This is a genomic window from Vibrio sp. J2-4, from assembly GCF_021728155.1.
GTDB classification, from domain to species: domain Bacteria; phylum Pseudomonadota; class Gammaproteobacteria; order Enterobacterales; family Vibrionaceae; genus Vibrio; species Vibrio diabolicus.
Window position 1 is genome coordinate 84,110 of the sequence record NZ_JAKKCN010000003.1, and the last position, 15,557, is coordinate 99,666.

Sequence of the window (15,557 nt, forward strand, 5' to 3'; positions counted from 1 at the left end):
TTTTGATGGTGCCCCGGGCCGGACTTGAACCGGCACAGCGCGAACGCCGAGGGATTTTAAATCCCTTGTGTCTACCAATTCCACCACCAGGGCAACGCAATCATGCGATGGGTTAGACACCATCTGTCTCAGCGACCTTTGCCGTGAGAACGAGGCGTACTTTAACGGATTAATTTATCTGGTCAACAATAAATTTTATCTTTTTGATTTAAGTGCTTAAAAAGCGATCCAGGCGGTACAATTGGCATTCAATTAGGCCAAGAAACACTCGTTAGCTTTCATCAACTCTAAGTCACACACATGTTGATGCCCGTAACGGCTTAGCTTGTAAACGCCTGACTAACGCGGATCGTAGTCACCACTCTCTTCAGCTCTGTAACATCTGTAACAATTGGAGTCCCTACTCTTGGCACTATTTCACACGAAATATCATATTTTGTTACCGATAACTTTGCATCGAATGTGGTCGTACCTTTATAAAATCATTGACATTTTTTATTTTCAAAAAAAGCTCAATTCATTATCGAAAATATCAATAAATAATGATAGCTTACACTCGTTGCAGTAATTTAATGGACATATATCACATATAAGGACGTGGTTTACTTTGGCGACACACCATAAGAAAAACAAGGTATATCACTAATGTCTATCAAGAATCTTTCTATAGCGAAAAAGATATCGCTATCGTTTTTACTCATTGCCATCGTCAACATTGCGTTTGGCGTGTTTTTATCTACAGAGCTCAAAAGCATTAAATCTGAGCTTTTAAACTATACCGATGATACGCTTCCTGCTATGGAAAGAGTAGATTCGATCCGAGATCACTTGTCTCGCTGGCGCCGTGCTCAGTTTGCGACATACACTTATGAAGACGCAGACCAAATCAGAAACAAAATTGCCAGCAACATTCGCGAACGTGAAAAGATCAGCAAAGAGCTCGATTCTTACGGTGAAACGATTTGGCCTGGTGAAGAGCAACAAACTTACCAGCGCCTTATGCGTCAGTGGAAAAAGTACTTGGTTACTATGGATCAGTACAACGAAGCGATGCTAGCCAACGACAAAAGCAAGGCCCACCCTATTTTGGCGAACTCTTTACCTGCTTTCGAAGCGGTTGACTCTGAGCTCGGTGAACTGATCCGTCTACTTAAAAATGCTATGGACAGTAACAAAACTCATATTCTTTCTTCTGTAAATGGATTGAGTAACTCGTCAATTGCGAGCAACGTGATTATTCTACTTATCATGGTAGGCATGACGTACGTGCTGACACGCCTTATCTGTGGCCCACTAAAACTTGTTGTCGAGCAAGCAAATGCCATCGCAACAGGTGACCTATCAAACGACATCGATCGTAAAGCCATCGGCAATGACGAGCTAGGTGAGCTGGCAGATGCGACCACTAAGATGCAAGATGACTTGCGCCAAGTTATCGACAACGTGATTGCTGCGGTCACACAGTTAAGCAGTGCAGTAGAAGAGATGAATCAAATCTCCGATATTTCTGCATCTGGTATGAAGGATCAACAACTGCAAATTACACACATTGCTACGGCAATGACAGAAATGAAAGCAGCAGTAGCCGATGTTGCACGTAATACTGAAGATTCAGCGAACCAAGCTAACGAAGCAAACCGTCGTACACAACACGGTGTTCGTGAAACGCAAGGCATGGTTGACGCGATTCATGAAGTTTCAAACGTAATTGGTGCTGCGGGCGATACTGTGGCAGAGCTTGAACAGCAATCGAATAAAATTAACGTTATTGTTGATGTTATCCGTGACATTGCCGATCAAACCAACCTACTTGCTCTTAATGCAGCCATTGAAGCTGCGCGTGCTGGTGAGTCTGGTCGCGGTTTTGCCGTGGTTGCGGACGAGGTTCGAACGCTTGCAGGCCGTACGCAAGATTCAACCAGCGAAATTACGTCGATCATTGAACAGCTACAATCGCTTGCAAAAGACGCGAAATCTGCGACAGAACTTTCTAGAACCAGTATCTCAGAATGTGCAGAGCAAGGCATTCAATCAAAACAGCTGATGAGCGACATTGAACACTCGATTTCTGATATCTCAGACATGGGCACCCAAATCGCCACGGCTTGTAACCAGCAAGACTCTGTTGCAGAAGAGCTTAACCGCAGCATTGAAAACATACACTTGGCATCTCAAGAAGTATCACAGGGCTCAGAGCAAACCGCACAGGCTTGTCGTGAGCTAAGCCAGCTGTCAATTTCTCTTAAAGATGTAATGAGCCGCTTTAAACTGAGTTAAACTCAGTGGATACCTTAGTTGATATTGAATCAACCTCGATTTGCACAAATTGAGTGCAATCACTTAGGTATATTGAATCATGATCTTCAAAAACGCTCCAAAGCACTACTTGGAGCGTTTTACTTCGTCAGGTACTTTCCCCAAGTACTCAATAACATAACCAATACAAAAAACGCGTACGGAGACTTTATGCGCTTAAATAAAACCTTACTATCACTAACTATCGCTGCTGCAACCGTTGCTCCTGCGATGCAAGCTACTGCTGCCCCTCTTCAAATTAGCAACACTGTAGTAAAAGCAGAGCAAGTTCAAGGCGCTAACGCTTGGCTGGAAATAAACTTAGGTCAATTCCGCGATAATATTGAGCAGTTCAAGTCGCACATGGATGGCAAAACGAAAATCTGCGCCGTGATGAAAGCCGACGCATACGGTAATGGCATCGCGGGCCTGATGCCGACTATTATCGAACAACAAATCCCTTGCGTTGCCGTTGCAAGTAACGCCGAAGCACAGACCGTTCGCGACAGTGGCTTTAAAGGTCAACTTATGCGTGTACGCTCGGCGGATATTGGCGAGATCGAAGCTGCAATCGACTTAAATATTGAAGAGCTGATTGGCACTGCAGAGCAAGCCAAAGTACTGTCTAAGCTAGCAGAGAAAGCGGGTAAAGAAATCAAAGTTCACCTTGCTCTTAACGACGGTGGTATGGGACGTAATGGCGTTGATATGACGACAAAAGCGGGCAAGCAAGAAGCGCTAGAAATCGCTCAACAAGCTGGCGTTAATATTGTTGGCATCATGACTCATTTCCCTAACTACAATGCAGACGAAGTTCGTCAAAAGTTATCTTCGTTCAAAGACAGCTCTGCATGGCTGATTAAAGAAGCGGGCCTAAAACGCGAAGATATTTTGCTGCACGTGGCCAACTCTTACACTGCACTTAATGTTCCTGAAGCACAGCTTGATATGGTTCGTCCTGGTGGCGTTTTATACGGTGATCTGCCAACCAACCCTGAGTACCCTTCTATCGTGTCTTTCAAAACACGCGTGGCATCCGTTCACCACCTGCCAAAAAATAGCACTGTCGGTTACGACAGCAGCTACAAAACGAGCAAAGAAAGCCTAATGGCGAACATTCCTGTTGGTTACTCTGATGGCTACCCACGAAAAATGGGCAATACGGCAGAAGTACTGATCAATGGCCAACGAGCAAAAGTTGCAGGTGTGGCTTCAATGAACACCACCATGGTTGATATTACAGGTATCAAAGATGTTGAGCCTGGTTCTGAAGTTGTACTGTTTGGCTCTCAGCAAGGCAAAACGATTTCGGCAGCAGAAATGGAAAAACATGCAGAGGTCATCTTCCCAGAACTATACACGGTTTGGGGTACTGCGAACCCTCGTGTCTACGTAAAATAAACCCTTTCAGTTATTCGTAACAGAACGAAAAAGCGAGCCTCGTGCTCGCTTTCCTACTTATATACTAATCTGTAACAATCCGTGCTCTTCTCAATTGAACAGAGTTTGCTATTTGCGTTGCGTTACTTTCCTTGAGCCCTAGCAAGTGACAAATCCTCTAACCCCTTCATTTTAAAATCGTTCAGGTATACTTGTTTTTTATATAGCACTTAGTGTTTGAAAGCCCTTTCAATTGATGTTAAACATGAAGTTTACAAAAGAATAACAAACGCATTCATATGGCACTGCCCTTTTTGCCTGCTGGCTAGGTATCTCTATGACAGAAAATACTCAACATCTTCAGCGTTCCTCATCTGAGTTGCACGAATTTACTCGGGTCGACGTGTGGAACGGTTTCACCCAACTTTTACCTCTGTCCATGTTTGTGGTCATATTTGGCCTCGCATTCGGTGTTGCCGCCGTACAAACTGGACTAGATGTATTTCCCACTATGTTGATGAGCACACTGGTCTTCGCCGGTGCTTCACAATTTGCCACGCTAGAAATGTGGGGAGCAGAAGTACCTCTGATTCCAGTGCTTATTACTGTATTTGCTATTAATGCTCGTCACCTCTTGATGGGCGCTACGCTTTATCCATGGTTACGACAACTCCCGCCGAAAAAACGTTACGGTGTAATGCTAGTAGCATCAGACGCGAACTGGGCAATGGCACTCAATGCATTTGGTAGAAAAGAACCAGGTTTTGGCTTGCTTGTTGGTGGCGGCTTAGCGATGTGGTCGTTTTGGATTGTTGGCACCTGGATCGGCATTTATTTTGGTAACGCAATCAAAGACCCGGTGGGCCTCGGGCTCGATATGGTTATGGGATGCTTCCTGCTGTCTATGGTGGTGGCAGGGCCGAAAGACTTAAGAATCTTTGCGATTTGGGCCACAGCAGCAGCCTCTTCTATGTTGGCGTACTGGTATTTACCAGAGAATAGCCACGTAGTGGTTGGCGCCATTACTGGTGGAGTCTTAGGTGCTTGTTGGAAGGAGAAAAAAGCATGAACATCGAAACGAGCGTTGGTGGCACACTGCTTATCATCATCGCTATGGCGTTAGTCACGCTCATAACCCGCTGGGGCGGAGTGTATGTTATGTCATTTATTCCAATTAGCGAACGGGTTCAACGTTTCATTACTGCGATGTCAGGTTCCGTATTGGTTGCCCTTTTAGCCCCACTAGCGGTTGAGGGTGATTACGGTGCTAGAGCAGCACTTTTTTCTACTGCTGTCGTCATGTTCATCGTGAAAAAGCCTCTGCCCGCAATTGCAGCTGGCATCATCGCAGCCGCCGCGGTACGCGCTCTTTAACCGTCCTCAGCTAGATAATTACTTAAGCTCACATTCTTCGATTGTGAGCTTAACCGAGCCTTATAAACTAACCATAACAACTTAGTCTCAACTTAACCACGGTGCTTTTTGGCATTGCTCTTTTAGTAGAGATAAAAAGCCAGTGACTCGCGCTGACCTCTCATGCGCAGCAGAACTCACGAGGGCAACAATATCGGCATTTGGAAGCTCGTAATCTGGTAATAATCGCACTAATTTACCACTATCAATCTGTGACTGAATATCCCATTCAGATCGCATGATGACCCCTAAGTCTCTTAAGGCCCAGTCTTTAATCACTCTGCCCTCATTACTTGCAAGTGAAGGACGAATTCGAACATTTTCTATGGCTCCTGAGACTGTATGAGTAAAGCTCCACAACGTGACATCTTCATTATTTTCTCTCAACGCAATACATTGATGCCTCTTAAGATCTTGCGGAGTTTCAGGCTGTCCATAACGTGATAAATACTCCGGCGAAGCGCAAACAAAGCGCTTGTTTGGGGCTAAACTCACCATCTTAAGGCTGGAATCCGCCAGGTGACCAATGTAGATGATAATGTCCCATTTATGATGATTGGCCCAGTTTGGCTTATCTGATAACTCTAGCTCCACTTCTAGGCGCGGATGAGCTTTTTTATACTCACCTAATAAAGGTGCTATCACATCGTTGCCAAAGCCAAGGGGCGCCAATACTCTTAGACGACCACTGACATCCCCTCTGCTTTCATTGAGTTTATCGGTGAGTTCATCCAAATCCTCAAGGATAGAACTACCTGTATCGACTAAAACGCGCCCTTCTTCTGTTAAGCTAACTATGCGCGAAGGCCGTTGAAGTAACTTAAGCGATAGCTTCTTTTCGATATGTTGAATACGCTGAGTGACTGATGGAGGCGTTATATTGAGCGCACGAGCCGCATCTGCCAATGTTCGATGGTTAGAAACAACCACAAGAAATCGAATATCTTCTGTCGTTAACATTAACTTTCAACCTAATGTATAAGTAGATTTTTGTTAATATAATTCAACTTCTTCCTACTTCATAATCATTTCATCAATAGTTGATTTCACTTTGCAAGCTTAGGTAAATGAAATGATTAAGCATACAGAACACCCTAATTTAGAAAAACAATACAATGCTATTGGCACACCATTTCTCTATTTGGACAAACAAAAATTTTTGAGCAACCTTACTCAAATGCGCAGCCATATGTCGAAACTAGGCACACCACTAAGGCCCCACTTTAAGACAGTAAAATCGTTAGATGCGCTTCCTTACTTAATTGACTCTATAGAGGACCCAATCACTGTATCCACCCTTGAGGAAGCAGAACAGCTTGCCAGTTATGGTTGTAAAAACATTCTCTATGCTGTTGGCATATCAAAAGAAAAGCTATTGCGAGTCGAACTGCTACTGAAACGCGGTATGAGTATTGTGGTTTTACTTGATAGCATGGAACAAATCGATTTCGTTAACACCTACTGTCAAGAACGTGGGTGTGTCATTAGCTGCCTGATAGAGATTGATTGCGACGGACACCGAGGTGGTGTAAGTGCAGATTCCGAAGCCCTAATTGCAATGGCTAAGAGCTTAGATATGGGTTTGGCCGATTTTAAAGGGGTGATGCTCCACGCAGGTGAGTCTTACCACTGTAAGTCTCGAGAAGCATTAAACCAATCCGCCAGTAATGAAGTAGCGACTGCACAACTTGCAGCGAAACGCCTCGAGTCGGTTGGGATTTACTGCGAAATAGTCAGCGTGGGGTCTACCCCGACGGCATGCTCATACACAAACACAAGTGGAATCACAGAAGTCAGAGCTGGCGTCTATTCATTGTTTGACTTAGTGATGCATCGGCTCGGAGTGTGTACCTTAAACGATATCGCAATCTCAGTAGTAAGTAGTGTTATTGGACACAACAAATCGAGGGGGCAAATATTTGTTGATGCTGGTTGGATGGCTCTTTCTTTAGATAAAGGCCATGACGAACAATGTTATGGCGTGGTTCTCCAACCGAACGGCCAAGAGAATCAAATACTGAAAGTCGTGCAGGTAAATCAAGAGCACGGCATACTCGAAGCGGCTTCTGGAAGCGAGATCGACTTCGAATGTTTTCCCATTGGTTCTAGAGTACACATCGTCCCAAATCATGCATGTTCTACAAGCGCGATGCACAGTAAATACTATGTCTTTGACTTGGTAGAGGGTCAAATTGAGCAATGGAAACGTGTTTCAGGGTGGTAAGCATGATTTATCTAGATGAAAAAACGACTGCAGCGTTAATTTCTCACGAACTGGCATACAAAGCGGTCAAAGCGGCATTTTCTTCAGTACAAGATCAGCACTCATCAATATTTCCGGTCGTTAACGCATCAGGCCCGATCGAAGGCTCAATGTTTTCACTCAAATCAGCATGCACAAATCAATTACTTGGTTGGAAAATGGGAAGCTATTGGCCTTGTAATAATCAGTTTGGGCGACCAAACCATGGCACTCATATCTTTCTTCTTTCACCGGATACGGGGGAAATGAAAGCCATTTTGTCAGCAAGCTTGGTCAATGCCTACCGAACTGCAGCAGCTGATGCCATCGCTGTTGATCTACTGGCGAGACAAGATTCATCTGTACTCGCGTTATTTGGCACAGGTCATCAAGCTAAATACGAAGCGCTTGCCATTTCAAAAGTTAGGAATCTATCTAAAGTCCTGATTGTTGGTAGAAATCAGACTAACGCCAACCAATTAGCGCAAGAGCTAAGCAAAGAAGGGTTAACAACAGACATCAAATCCGCTCAAGAAGCCTGTGAAAGCGCAGATATTATTGTTACCGTTACAGCGTCCACCGCTCCTTTGTTTGAATCTTCATGGGTAAAACCTGGAACTCATATTTCTGCAATGGGAGCAGATAAAATAGGAAAACAGGAACTTCCACCATCGCTATTTGAGAACGCCACCCTCTACTGTGACTATTTATCTCAGTCCAAAACGATTGGTGAGTTCCAGCATGCGCCAGATAAAGAGATCTATCAGATCGGTGACAAGCTTCAATTAAAAGAAAGGAACAAAAACGACATTACTATTTTTGATAGCTCAGGAATTGCCTATCAAGATCTTTATGTTGCGCAAATGGTTTTAGATAAATACCTATCCAAGGAAGATTACCATGAATAACGTTAGCTTTTTAAAAATAAACGGTAACACCATCGATGACATTATCGACCTCTCCGTGGAAGAGTCCCAAAAACATCTCATTGCTAATAATGCAGAATGGCTTGCAGAGGCGAGTTTCAACGACGATAGCGTCAGTTACGGCATTTATTTAGACGACAAGCCAGCAGGGCTCATCTCTCTTATCGATCCAAGACTACTCGACAAGTTCGATGATCACTTTCAAAAGGATCATTTGTACGTGTGGCGCGTCATGATTGACCATCGTTTTCAAGGAAAGGGATTGGGAAATCAAGCGATTAACTTTAGCAAGCGATACGCTTCCATTATCGGTTTACAAGGCGTGTCCCTAACCACAATGGATAAAGAGGAAGGGAATGCTCTCCATATTTACCAAAAGCTTGGTTTTACCCCAACAGGAAGAAGACTTGATGATGAAATAGAGTTGATTTTTAGCGTCAAAGAGTAAAAAGCCAACCTGGTCGGCCATATAGTGTTCCACCAGGTTGACTTGATGAATATTCAATGTTTACGCACAGCAGTTACAATTGCGCTTGTATTTGTCCATTTTGCCAATGCCAGGGTTAAAGGTGTTGGTTGGATCTAGCTCGTGGTAAAACTTCTGCAGCGAATTTTCAGCTTCGTACAAGTGACCCACATTATGTTCTGCTGGGTATTTAGCACCACGGCTATTGAGGTGTTCTAGCATCAGCTTTTTCATCAACTTCGTGTCGGTCCCTTTTTTGAAAATGTAATCTTGATGGAATACATAACACATAAAGTGACCATAATAGAGCGCTTGAACAAGGTTCTTACTCACCTCTTCCGGTAAAGTTTCTAACCACTCTTCATCATTACGTCGCAAAGCGATATCAAGTGCAACGATGTCTTCTACGTCTTTTCGGTGAATCGTCTCGTAACGAATTGCTGCACCTGCTGCTGCAAAGCGATGTAAATAAGCTTTTTTACCCTCTTCCGGCGTACACTCGAAGAAATCACAGTCGTCTTCAACAGCCCAAACTTCTTTGAGGTATTTTTGTGCCTCAGCAATACCACCATCACTCATTTTTAATACCAGGTGATGCTCATACTTGTCGCGGAAATCCAGCATTCGTTCTGGTAAATGTTGTGGGAACAACTTACTCGCGTAGTACAAAATGGTATCCGGCAAGTATTTACTAACAAACGGGACGCGCTCTAAGAAATTTTCTACTTTAGCTTTAAGTGCAAACATTTTTGGCAGCTTATCTGTGCCTAATAAATCGATGGATAAGAAGACATCTTTGCCGTACTTCTCTGCCATGTTGAAGATATCTCGATGCAAGTACTCTCCCATCTCAGGCAAGTTCTCAAACGTAGATAAGAAGTCTTTTCGCAGCTTCGTCAGTTTCGCAGGATCATTGGTGCCAAGGTAAAAAACCTGCTCTTTTTCAGGTACTGGGTAGCTGTCAACTCGAACGGCAAAAACACCCAACTTACCAGCACAGCCACTGGCTTCAAATAATCGACGTTCATCGGCATTAAAACGAGAAGGAATGTCAGAAGTCACGTCTCGAACACGTTCATCGTATTCTTTGTCTGATGCCATTCGCTCGTCATGAATGATCTTCGCTGGGTCAAAGTTTCCTTCTTGCAGGTTTGTCAGAATTTCTTCTGGCGTTTCACCTAACCCTTCAATACCAAGGTGGTTAACCAGGTGTAACTGGCCTTGCTTATCGACCTGCGCATAGATCGCCAGTTCGGTGTAAGCAGGACCACGCTTGACTAACGCACCGCCTGAGTTATTGGCGATACCACCAACCACAGTGGCACCTAATGATGAAGAACCGATGATAGAGTGCGGCGCTCGGTTCACCGCCTTCAATTCTTTTTCCAATGAGTGCAAACTTGCACCAGGCAAGCATACCGCCTGCTTACCGCCATCTAATAAGTGAATCTTCTTGATTTTGGTAATATTGATCACAACCACATCACGGTCATAATCATTACCACTTGGAGCTGAGCCTTCTGTTAAACCTGTTTTGGCAGCCTGCATAATAATAATGCAGTTTGCTTCAACGCACTGTTTAATGATCTTCCATTGTTCTACAAGAGTATTAGGAAACACGATAGCAAGCGCAGTGCCACTACCTGAGCGAAAACCCGAGCGGTAGTATTTTGTTTTAACCTCGTCGGTTAGGACATTTTCTTCCCCAACGATAGTTTTAAATTCGTCAATCAGCTGCTTTTGTTTCATATCCGTATCTCTAGTTATTGTACTTCGCTCACATCACCGTTTAGTGACGGTAATGGGCGTTTGAGCCACTATAAGCAGTCCATTTCTCGGCGTCTATGTCAGGCAGGCGAGCAACACTTAACCAATAAACAACAAACAAAATAATTCTTTATTTTTCTGTTACTTATCTTTCACATTTGAGAAATTTAACGTAAGAAACAGACCGTTTCTTAAAAGAAACAATAGCAAAACCATTTGTTAACAGTTGTGCGAGGTATCTTGTTATCAATATTAGTGATAAAACAAGGAGAAAGCTTAAGCTTCTAAATTTATAAGAATTATTAGAAATGAAGATGGAAACAATAACTCAACACCAACATAACGATTAGTGTTGAGTTATTGTCTTAAAATCGATGATTTTGACTTTGAAAGCTGGTGTATAGATGATCAATGAAGATCTTAATTTTTTCTGGTTGTTGACGAGTGTAAGGATACACCGCATAAATACCCAAACATTTGGCGGTTTCGTCTTTAAATAACTGAATCAGACTGCCTTGCTTTAAGTCTTCATAAACCAAGACACGCGGTACATAGATGATTCCCTGCCCTAACAGCGCCACATTTCTCAATACCGAAGAGTTGTTGGTACAGAGGTTACCGTCGACTGTAATTTGATACACCTCGTCTCCCTCTTTAAACGCCCACTCACGCGCCCCGGTTTCTTGGTAGGAATAAACCAAACAATTGTGCTTATCCAAGGCTTGAGGTTGCTTAGGAATGCCATGTTTAGCAAGGTATTGAGGTGACGCACAAACAATCCAATTGGCATCCACCAGCTTTCTTGCGATCAGGCTAGAATCTGGCAACACACCCGTTCTAATTGCCAGATCAAAACGTTCATTCACGATATCGACGAAACGATTATCTAGATCCATATCGATATTGATGTCAGGGTATTTCTGATTAAACTCATTGATCACTTGAGGAAGAATTAACTCACCAGAGATAGTGGGTACAGAAACTTTAATGTTTCCAGATAAATTCTTACCTAACCCCACAATGGATTCTTCTGCCGTTGCCACCGCTTGATAAACGGCTTTTGCATGAGTAAAGAACGCTCGCCCTGCCTCCGTCAACGTTAACGTTCGCGTTGTTCGGTAAAGAAGCTGTACACCAAGCTCTTGCTCAAGCTTCGCGATGCGTTTACTGACAACCGATTTGGTCAATGACATGTGTCTTGCAGCAGCACTGAATGAGCCTTGCTCGATCAGGTGATAGAAAATGATGTAATCGTCGGTATTTCTCATGCGTCTTCGTCAAATCCTTTGTAGACCGATATTGTAAACGGATATTGGTCAATCTGCGAAATATCGGGTCACACTTAACAGCATAACTGGTGACAGAAACAAGGGTTATAACCACAGTTCAAGAAATTGAGATGGCGTAAATTTATCAATATTCAGATACAAAAAAACCAGCTTTCGCTGGTTTTAAGTTGATGCACTTGGCATCGAGATATCGCAATTGCCATATCTGAATAATTTGGAGCGACACACGAGGTTCGAACTCGTGACCTCAACCTTGGCAAGGTTGCGCTCTACCAACTGAGCTAGTGTCGCATTGATTCTCGAAAGCCATTCACTCTCAAAAGAATAATGGAGGCGCCTCCCGGAGTCGAACCGAGGTCCACGGATTTGCAATCCGCTGCATAGCCACTCTGCCAAGGCGCCTTTTTTACTTCGCTTCAGGGCTCTTCCCCGTTGCGTTGGTGGCTACTTTACGGATTGAGAGAAGATAGTCAAACAAAAATCTTTCATTTTCTGTTTGTTTGATTTCTTTTAAGCCAATTAGACCAAAGTTCGATCTTATCGGCTTAAAACGAAGCAATATAAATCTAGCTTCCTGTACGTTTTACTCAATAGAATTTCAATGTCACTTAGTAATTACCGACCCGTTTAAGCAACCTGCCCACAACATTAGGATGATAAGACCACGTGTGATCAAACATCGACATCAATGCCGGGTTTCCGTATTTAGATAGGCTGATCGCGTGAAAACGGTTTTTCTTCGCTTTAAGCGCATCCACTTTGGCAAGCAACTCGTCTTGTTGTTTTGGCGCGATAAAGTCGGAAATGACCACCATATCGGCATTTTTGTACTTATCACCGCTCATCAAGTCGATAGATTTGATCAAAGTTGGCTCTAAGTCTGTACCACCATGGAAGCTATAAGTTAAAAAGTCCGCCGCCTCGCGCAGACCATCTTGTTTGGTTAGCTCATACGTAATGTGTTCCGTCGAAAAAATAATGACATAGCAATCACGTTGCTCCGCTAATGCAATTTGCATCAGCGCATAAGCCATGGCTTTGGCGCATTGTTCAGGAAACCCGCTCATTGAGCCGGACGCGTCCACACACACAATAAACGGTCCTTTTTCGATATCTACCGCTTTGTTGTCAGGTCGGTGAGCTTTAACTTTACGTAACGTGCGCGATTTGCCCTGTGTACGGTAGTTCATAAGTCGTTTATCGACTAAGTGTTTATAGAACACGACCTCGAGTTCAGGATACGCCAAAAACATCGTTTCGTTGGGAAGTAGCTTATTTAAATCATCGCTTTCGTGAATGCCGACAATATCATCTGTCGCTTCATCACTCTTCTCTTCGATCATTTGTAGCTCTTCAGTAGGTGCGCGGTTAAGTTCGGGATCATTCACTTGCCCCGCCATACGGCCAAGTTGCTCGGCTATTTCTTGCAAGCCTTGGTGCTTCTTCAGAAACTCCGCATGGCGTTTCATCACTGTTAAGTCAGTTTTGCTCAACTTGGCAGATGCCATATCCCATAAGCGCCCTAAACTTTCAGCATCACCCGACTCCGTGACCTTATCCATATTACGCATGGTCTCCATACGCTGATACAGGTCATTCAGCACTTTCTCTTTATTGGCCTCAAGCTCGCTTACTTGCGCTTGCTTAATCGCATCGGCTAGACTTTGGTACCATTGATCACAGAAGTAATGTGGGAACATGGGATTATTCATCCCCTTGTTCTTCTCCATCATTCGGCGAGCCTGCATATAAAAAGCGGAGTGCCACTCAAGCTTTTTAATCACATCTTCGATGTTTTCGAAAAACGCCTCTTCATCCCAGTGAATGACTTCTTGATATAAAGACAGCTCTTGTTGGAAACGCTCTGTCTCACATACCTTGGTAATCCGTTTTTTAACACTGCCCCTCCACTTTAATAAGTGGCCTTTGACTGAAGATTTAACGCCTCGGTTTTCTGCCATCATCATGACTTGTGAACGCGCCATTAAATCATTAACTGCACTATCGATGATGCCAGAGTCGGCTACCATCAGCGCGAGGTTAAGTCCGTCTGCACCTAGCATGTCGTCTCCTTATGAGAAAAACTGATGTAAGTTTTTAAAGCGTTGGATAACTTTTTCGCTTTCAGCTTGGATAGACTCAAGTCTCTGACTGACCTGCTGCAGACTCGACTCCATTAGGCGTGGTAGTTCAGGATCAACAAAGCTATGCGGAAGCGCATCATGGAAATTCGCTTTTACCTTGCGCATATGGTGCTCTGCTTCACTGAGTTGATTTACGGCTTTTTCACTCTGCGTTAACCACTTTTGGTAAAGCTCTACATCCAAGCCCTCTTGAGTCACTAAGCTCACCAGAATGCCTCGGTTTGCGATATCACGGATAACTAGGTTATTTGCGGCATCAACATCAAATCGTAAACGACACATGTTGGTGTTTTGATTGACGTAGCCATACACATCACCGTGTCCCTCTTTGATGACTCGGTCTAGTTCATCTTTTGGCACGTAAACCCAGCGGCTATCGCCTTTCTCTGACTCTGAAACCGACATGTTGCTTTGCAAAATAACCAGTTTAACTAAGTTAACGGCTGCGCCAACTTTGTAGGTCTTAGCTTTAGAGGTATCAAAACGCATGGTTTCTTTGCGCAGAATACCCGTTGCCGCTTCAGACGTTAACGTCATGCGGTAGGCATCTTCAAGCTCATGCTGAACATCGACCAAAGACTCGCGACAGTATTCAATTTCCTGTTCGGCGTCTTGTTGGTCAAATGCATATTTTAGGGCGAACTCTTGTACCACTTCGCGTACCACGTCTCGCGATTCAGGGCTGTTCCATAAACAATCTTGCAGCAGCAGAAGATCAAGTGGGTTGATTTCATCGCGTCCATTAAAAAACGCGCTCGCTTTTAGCAATTTCACGGCTTTCTTCCAGCGGCGGTCAGACACATACATGTCGGTATTAGCGACATCGCCAAACTGAGCTTCGACTTTGCTTTCTAACATCGTTTTAAGCTGGAAAAGCTTCTCGAATGCATTATCGGTTAACGTCAGCTTGTCGAGCTGCTGTTGCCATTGATGATATTCTTCATCTGTTATTGCTAGCCCTTCTGGCACTTGTGCCTCTTGTGACGTGCCTACCGTCAACATCGACTTAAAGTTTTGTTTATTCTGAATTCGATTCACAAACACGCGCACCAACATGCGGTCATAGAGTGCATCCAAACCACTGTCTTCATCTGGCAGTTCATTGGACGCCGATACCAACAAACGCATTGGCACACGCTCAATATCGCTGCCATTTTTGAACGTTTTCTCATTGACCACTGTCAGCAATGTATTCAGAATGGCGGGGCCCGCCTTCCAGATTTCATCTAAAAATACGACTTGTGCGGTTGGCAAATACCCTTTAGTTAAGCGAACATAACGACCGTTATCTTTGAGTTCTTGAATACTCAGTGGCCCAAAAACTTCTTCAGGTGTTGAGAATCGAGTCATCAGGTATTCAAAGTAACTGCTATTATCGAACGCTTGGATAAGTCGCTTGGCAATTAAGCTTTTTGCAATGCCAGGTGGGCCTAAAAGAAAAACACTTTCACCAGCAAGTGCCGCAAGGAGGCAGAGCTTGATGGTATGTTCGCGTTCATAAACGCCATCCGTTAACGCTTTAGCCAACTTGTTGATGCGTTCTGAGAGAAGCGCTTTTTCGGCATTTGAGGCAAATAAGGTTTGTGTCATACGTTCTCCGGCTGCTGAACTGGTATTGCGTTAACATTTTTATAC

General features: G+C 43.9%; 12 protein-coding genes and 3 tRNA genes. 7 read left to right on the forward strand and 8 right to left on the reverse strand.

Annotated elements, in window-relative coordinates:
- Positions 1–6 precede the first annotated feature (6 nt).
- A tRNA-Leu gene (locus L3V32_RS10620) sits at positions 7–93 on the reverse strand.
- A gap of 552 nt (positions 94–645) precedes the next feature.
- On the opposite strand from L3V32_RS10620, the gene L3V32_RS10625 reads away from it, so the two are divergent.
- From L3V32_RS10625 to L3V32_RS10640, 4 genes are all read left to right on the forward strand, one after another.
- Positions 646–2,277 (forward strand): methyl-accepting chemotaxis protein, encoded by a 1,632-nt coding sequence (locus tag L3V32_RS10625; RefSeq protein ID WP_012842212.1) that lies wholly within the window; start codon positions 646–648, stop codon positions 2,275–2,277.
- A gap of 189 nt (positions 2,278–2,466) precedes the next feature.
- Positions 2,467–3,696, forward strand: coding sequence for an alanine racemase (alr, locus tag L3V32_RS10630; protein WP_164665665.1), 1,230 nt, complete (start codon positions 2,467–2,469; stop codon positions 3,694–3,696).
- Between the two features lie 316 nt (positions 3,697–4,012).
- The gene (locus tag L3V32_RS10635) at positions 4,013–4,744 is read left to right on the forward strand and encodes an AzlC family ABC transporter permease (RefSeq protein WP_237284261.1); all 732 of its coding nucleotides are present in this window, start codon (positions 4,013–4,015) and stop codon (positions 4,742–4,744) included.
- Complete coding sequence (locus tag L3V32_RS10640; RefSeq protein ID WP_124007969.1) at positions 4,741–5,049, forward strand: AzlD family protein; 309 nt, start codon at positions 4,741–4,743, stop codon at positions 5,047–5,049. Before L3V32_RS10635 ends, L3V32_RS10640 begins: the two co-directional genes overlap by 4 nt.
- Before the next feature lie 87 nt (positions 5,050–5,136).
- Here the strand turns inward: L3V32_RS10640 and L3V32_RS10645 are convergent, their stop codons facing one another.
- Positions 5,137–6,048 (reverse strand): LysR family transcriptional regulator, encoded by a 912-nt coding sequence (locus L3V32_RS10645; RefSeq protein ID WP_134645709.1) that lies wholly within the window; start codon positions 6,046–6,048, stop codon positions 5,137–5,139.
- A gap of 112 nt (positions 6,049–6,160) precedes the next feature.
- Here L3V32_RS10645 and L3V32_RS10650 point away from each other — a divergent pair, with 112 nt between their 5' ends.
- The 3 genes from L3V32_RS10650 to L3V32_RS10660 are packed head-to-tail and all read left to right on the forward strand — an operon-like array spanning position 6,161 to position 8,704.
- Positions 6,161–7,312 (forward strand): alanine racemase, encoded by a 1,152-nt coding sequence (locus L3V32_RS10650; RefSeq protein ID WP_046875382.1) that lies wholly within the window; start codon positions 6,161–6,163, stop codon positions 7,310–7,312.
- 2 nt (positions 7,313–7,314) lie between these two features.
- Entirely contained in the window at positions 7,315–8,238 is a 924-nt protein-coding gene (locus L3V32_RS10655; protein ID WP_046875381.1) for an ornithine cyclodeaminase family protein, read from the forward strand.
- A complete protein-coding gene (locus L3V32_RS10660; protein WP_046875380.1) occupies positions 8,231–8,704 on the forward strand; it encodes a GNAT family N-acetyltransferase in 474 nt (157 codons plus the stop codon). Before L3V32_RS10655 ends, L3V32_RS10660 begins: the two co-directional genes overlap by 8 nt.
- 60 nt (positions 8,705–8,764) lie before the next feature.
- On the opposite strand, the gene dld is transcribed toward L3V32_RS10660, so the two are convergent.
- From dld to L3V32_RS10690, 6 genes are all read right to left on the reverse strand, one after another.
- Positions 8,765–10,471, reverse strand: coding sequence for a D-lactate dehydrogenase (gene dld / locus L3V32_RS10665; RefSeq protein ID WP_109169012.1), 1,707 nt, complete (start codon positions 10,469–10,471; stop codon positions 8,765–8,767).
- Between the two features lie 383 nt (positions 10,472–10,854).
- The gene (locus L3V32_RS10670; protein ID WP_065645675.1) at positions 10,855–11,757 is read right to left on the reverse strand and encodes a LysR family transcriptional regulator; all 903 of its coding nucleotides are present in this window, start codon (positions 11,755–11,757) and stop codon (positions 10,855–10,857) included.
- 236 nt (positions 11,758–11,993) lie between these two features.
- A tRNA-Gly gene (locus L3V32_RS10675) sits at positions 11,994–12,069 on the reverse strand.
- Between the two features lie 37 nt (positions 12,070–12,106).
- Positions 12,107–12,180, reverse strand: a tRNA-Cys gene (locus L3V32_RS10680).
- A gap of 206 nt (positions 12,181–12,386) precedes the next feature.
- Positions 12,387–13,841 (reverse strand): ATPase RavA stimulator ViaA, encoded by a 1,455-nt coding sequence (viaA, locus tag L3V32_RS10685; protein WP_193447534.1) that lies wholly within the window; start codon positions 13,839–13,841, stop codon positions 12,387–12,389.
- A gap of 9 nt (positions 13,842–13,850) precedes the next feature.
- The gene (locus L3V32_RS10690) at positions 13,851–15,512 is read right to left on the reverse strand and encodes an ATPase RavA domain-containing protein (RefSeq protein ID WP_237284262.1); all 1,662 of its coding nucleotides are present in this window, start codon (positions 15,510–15,512) and stop codon (positions 13,851–13,853) included.
- Positions 15,513–15,557: the final 45 nt, after the last annotated feature.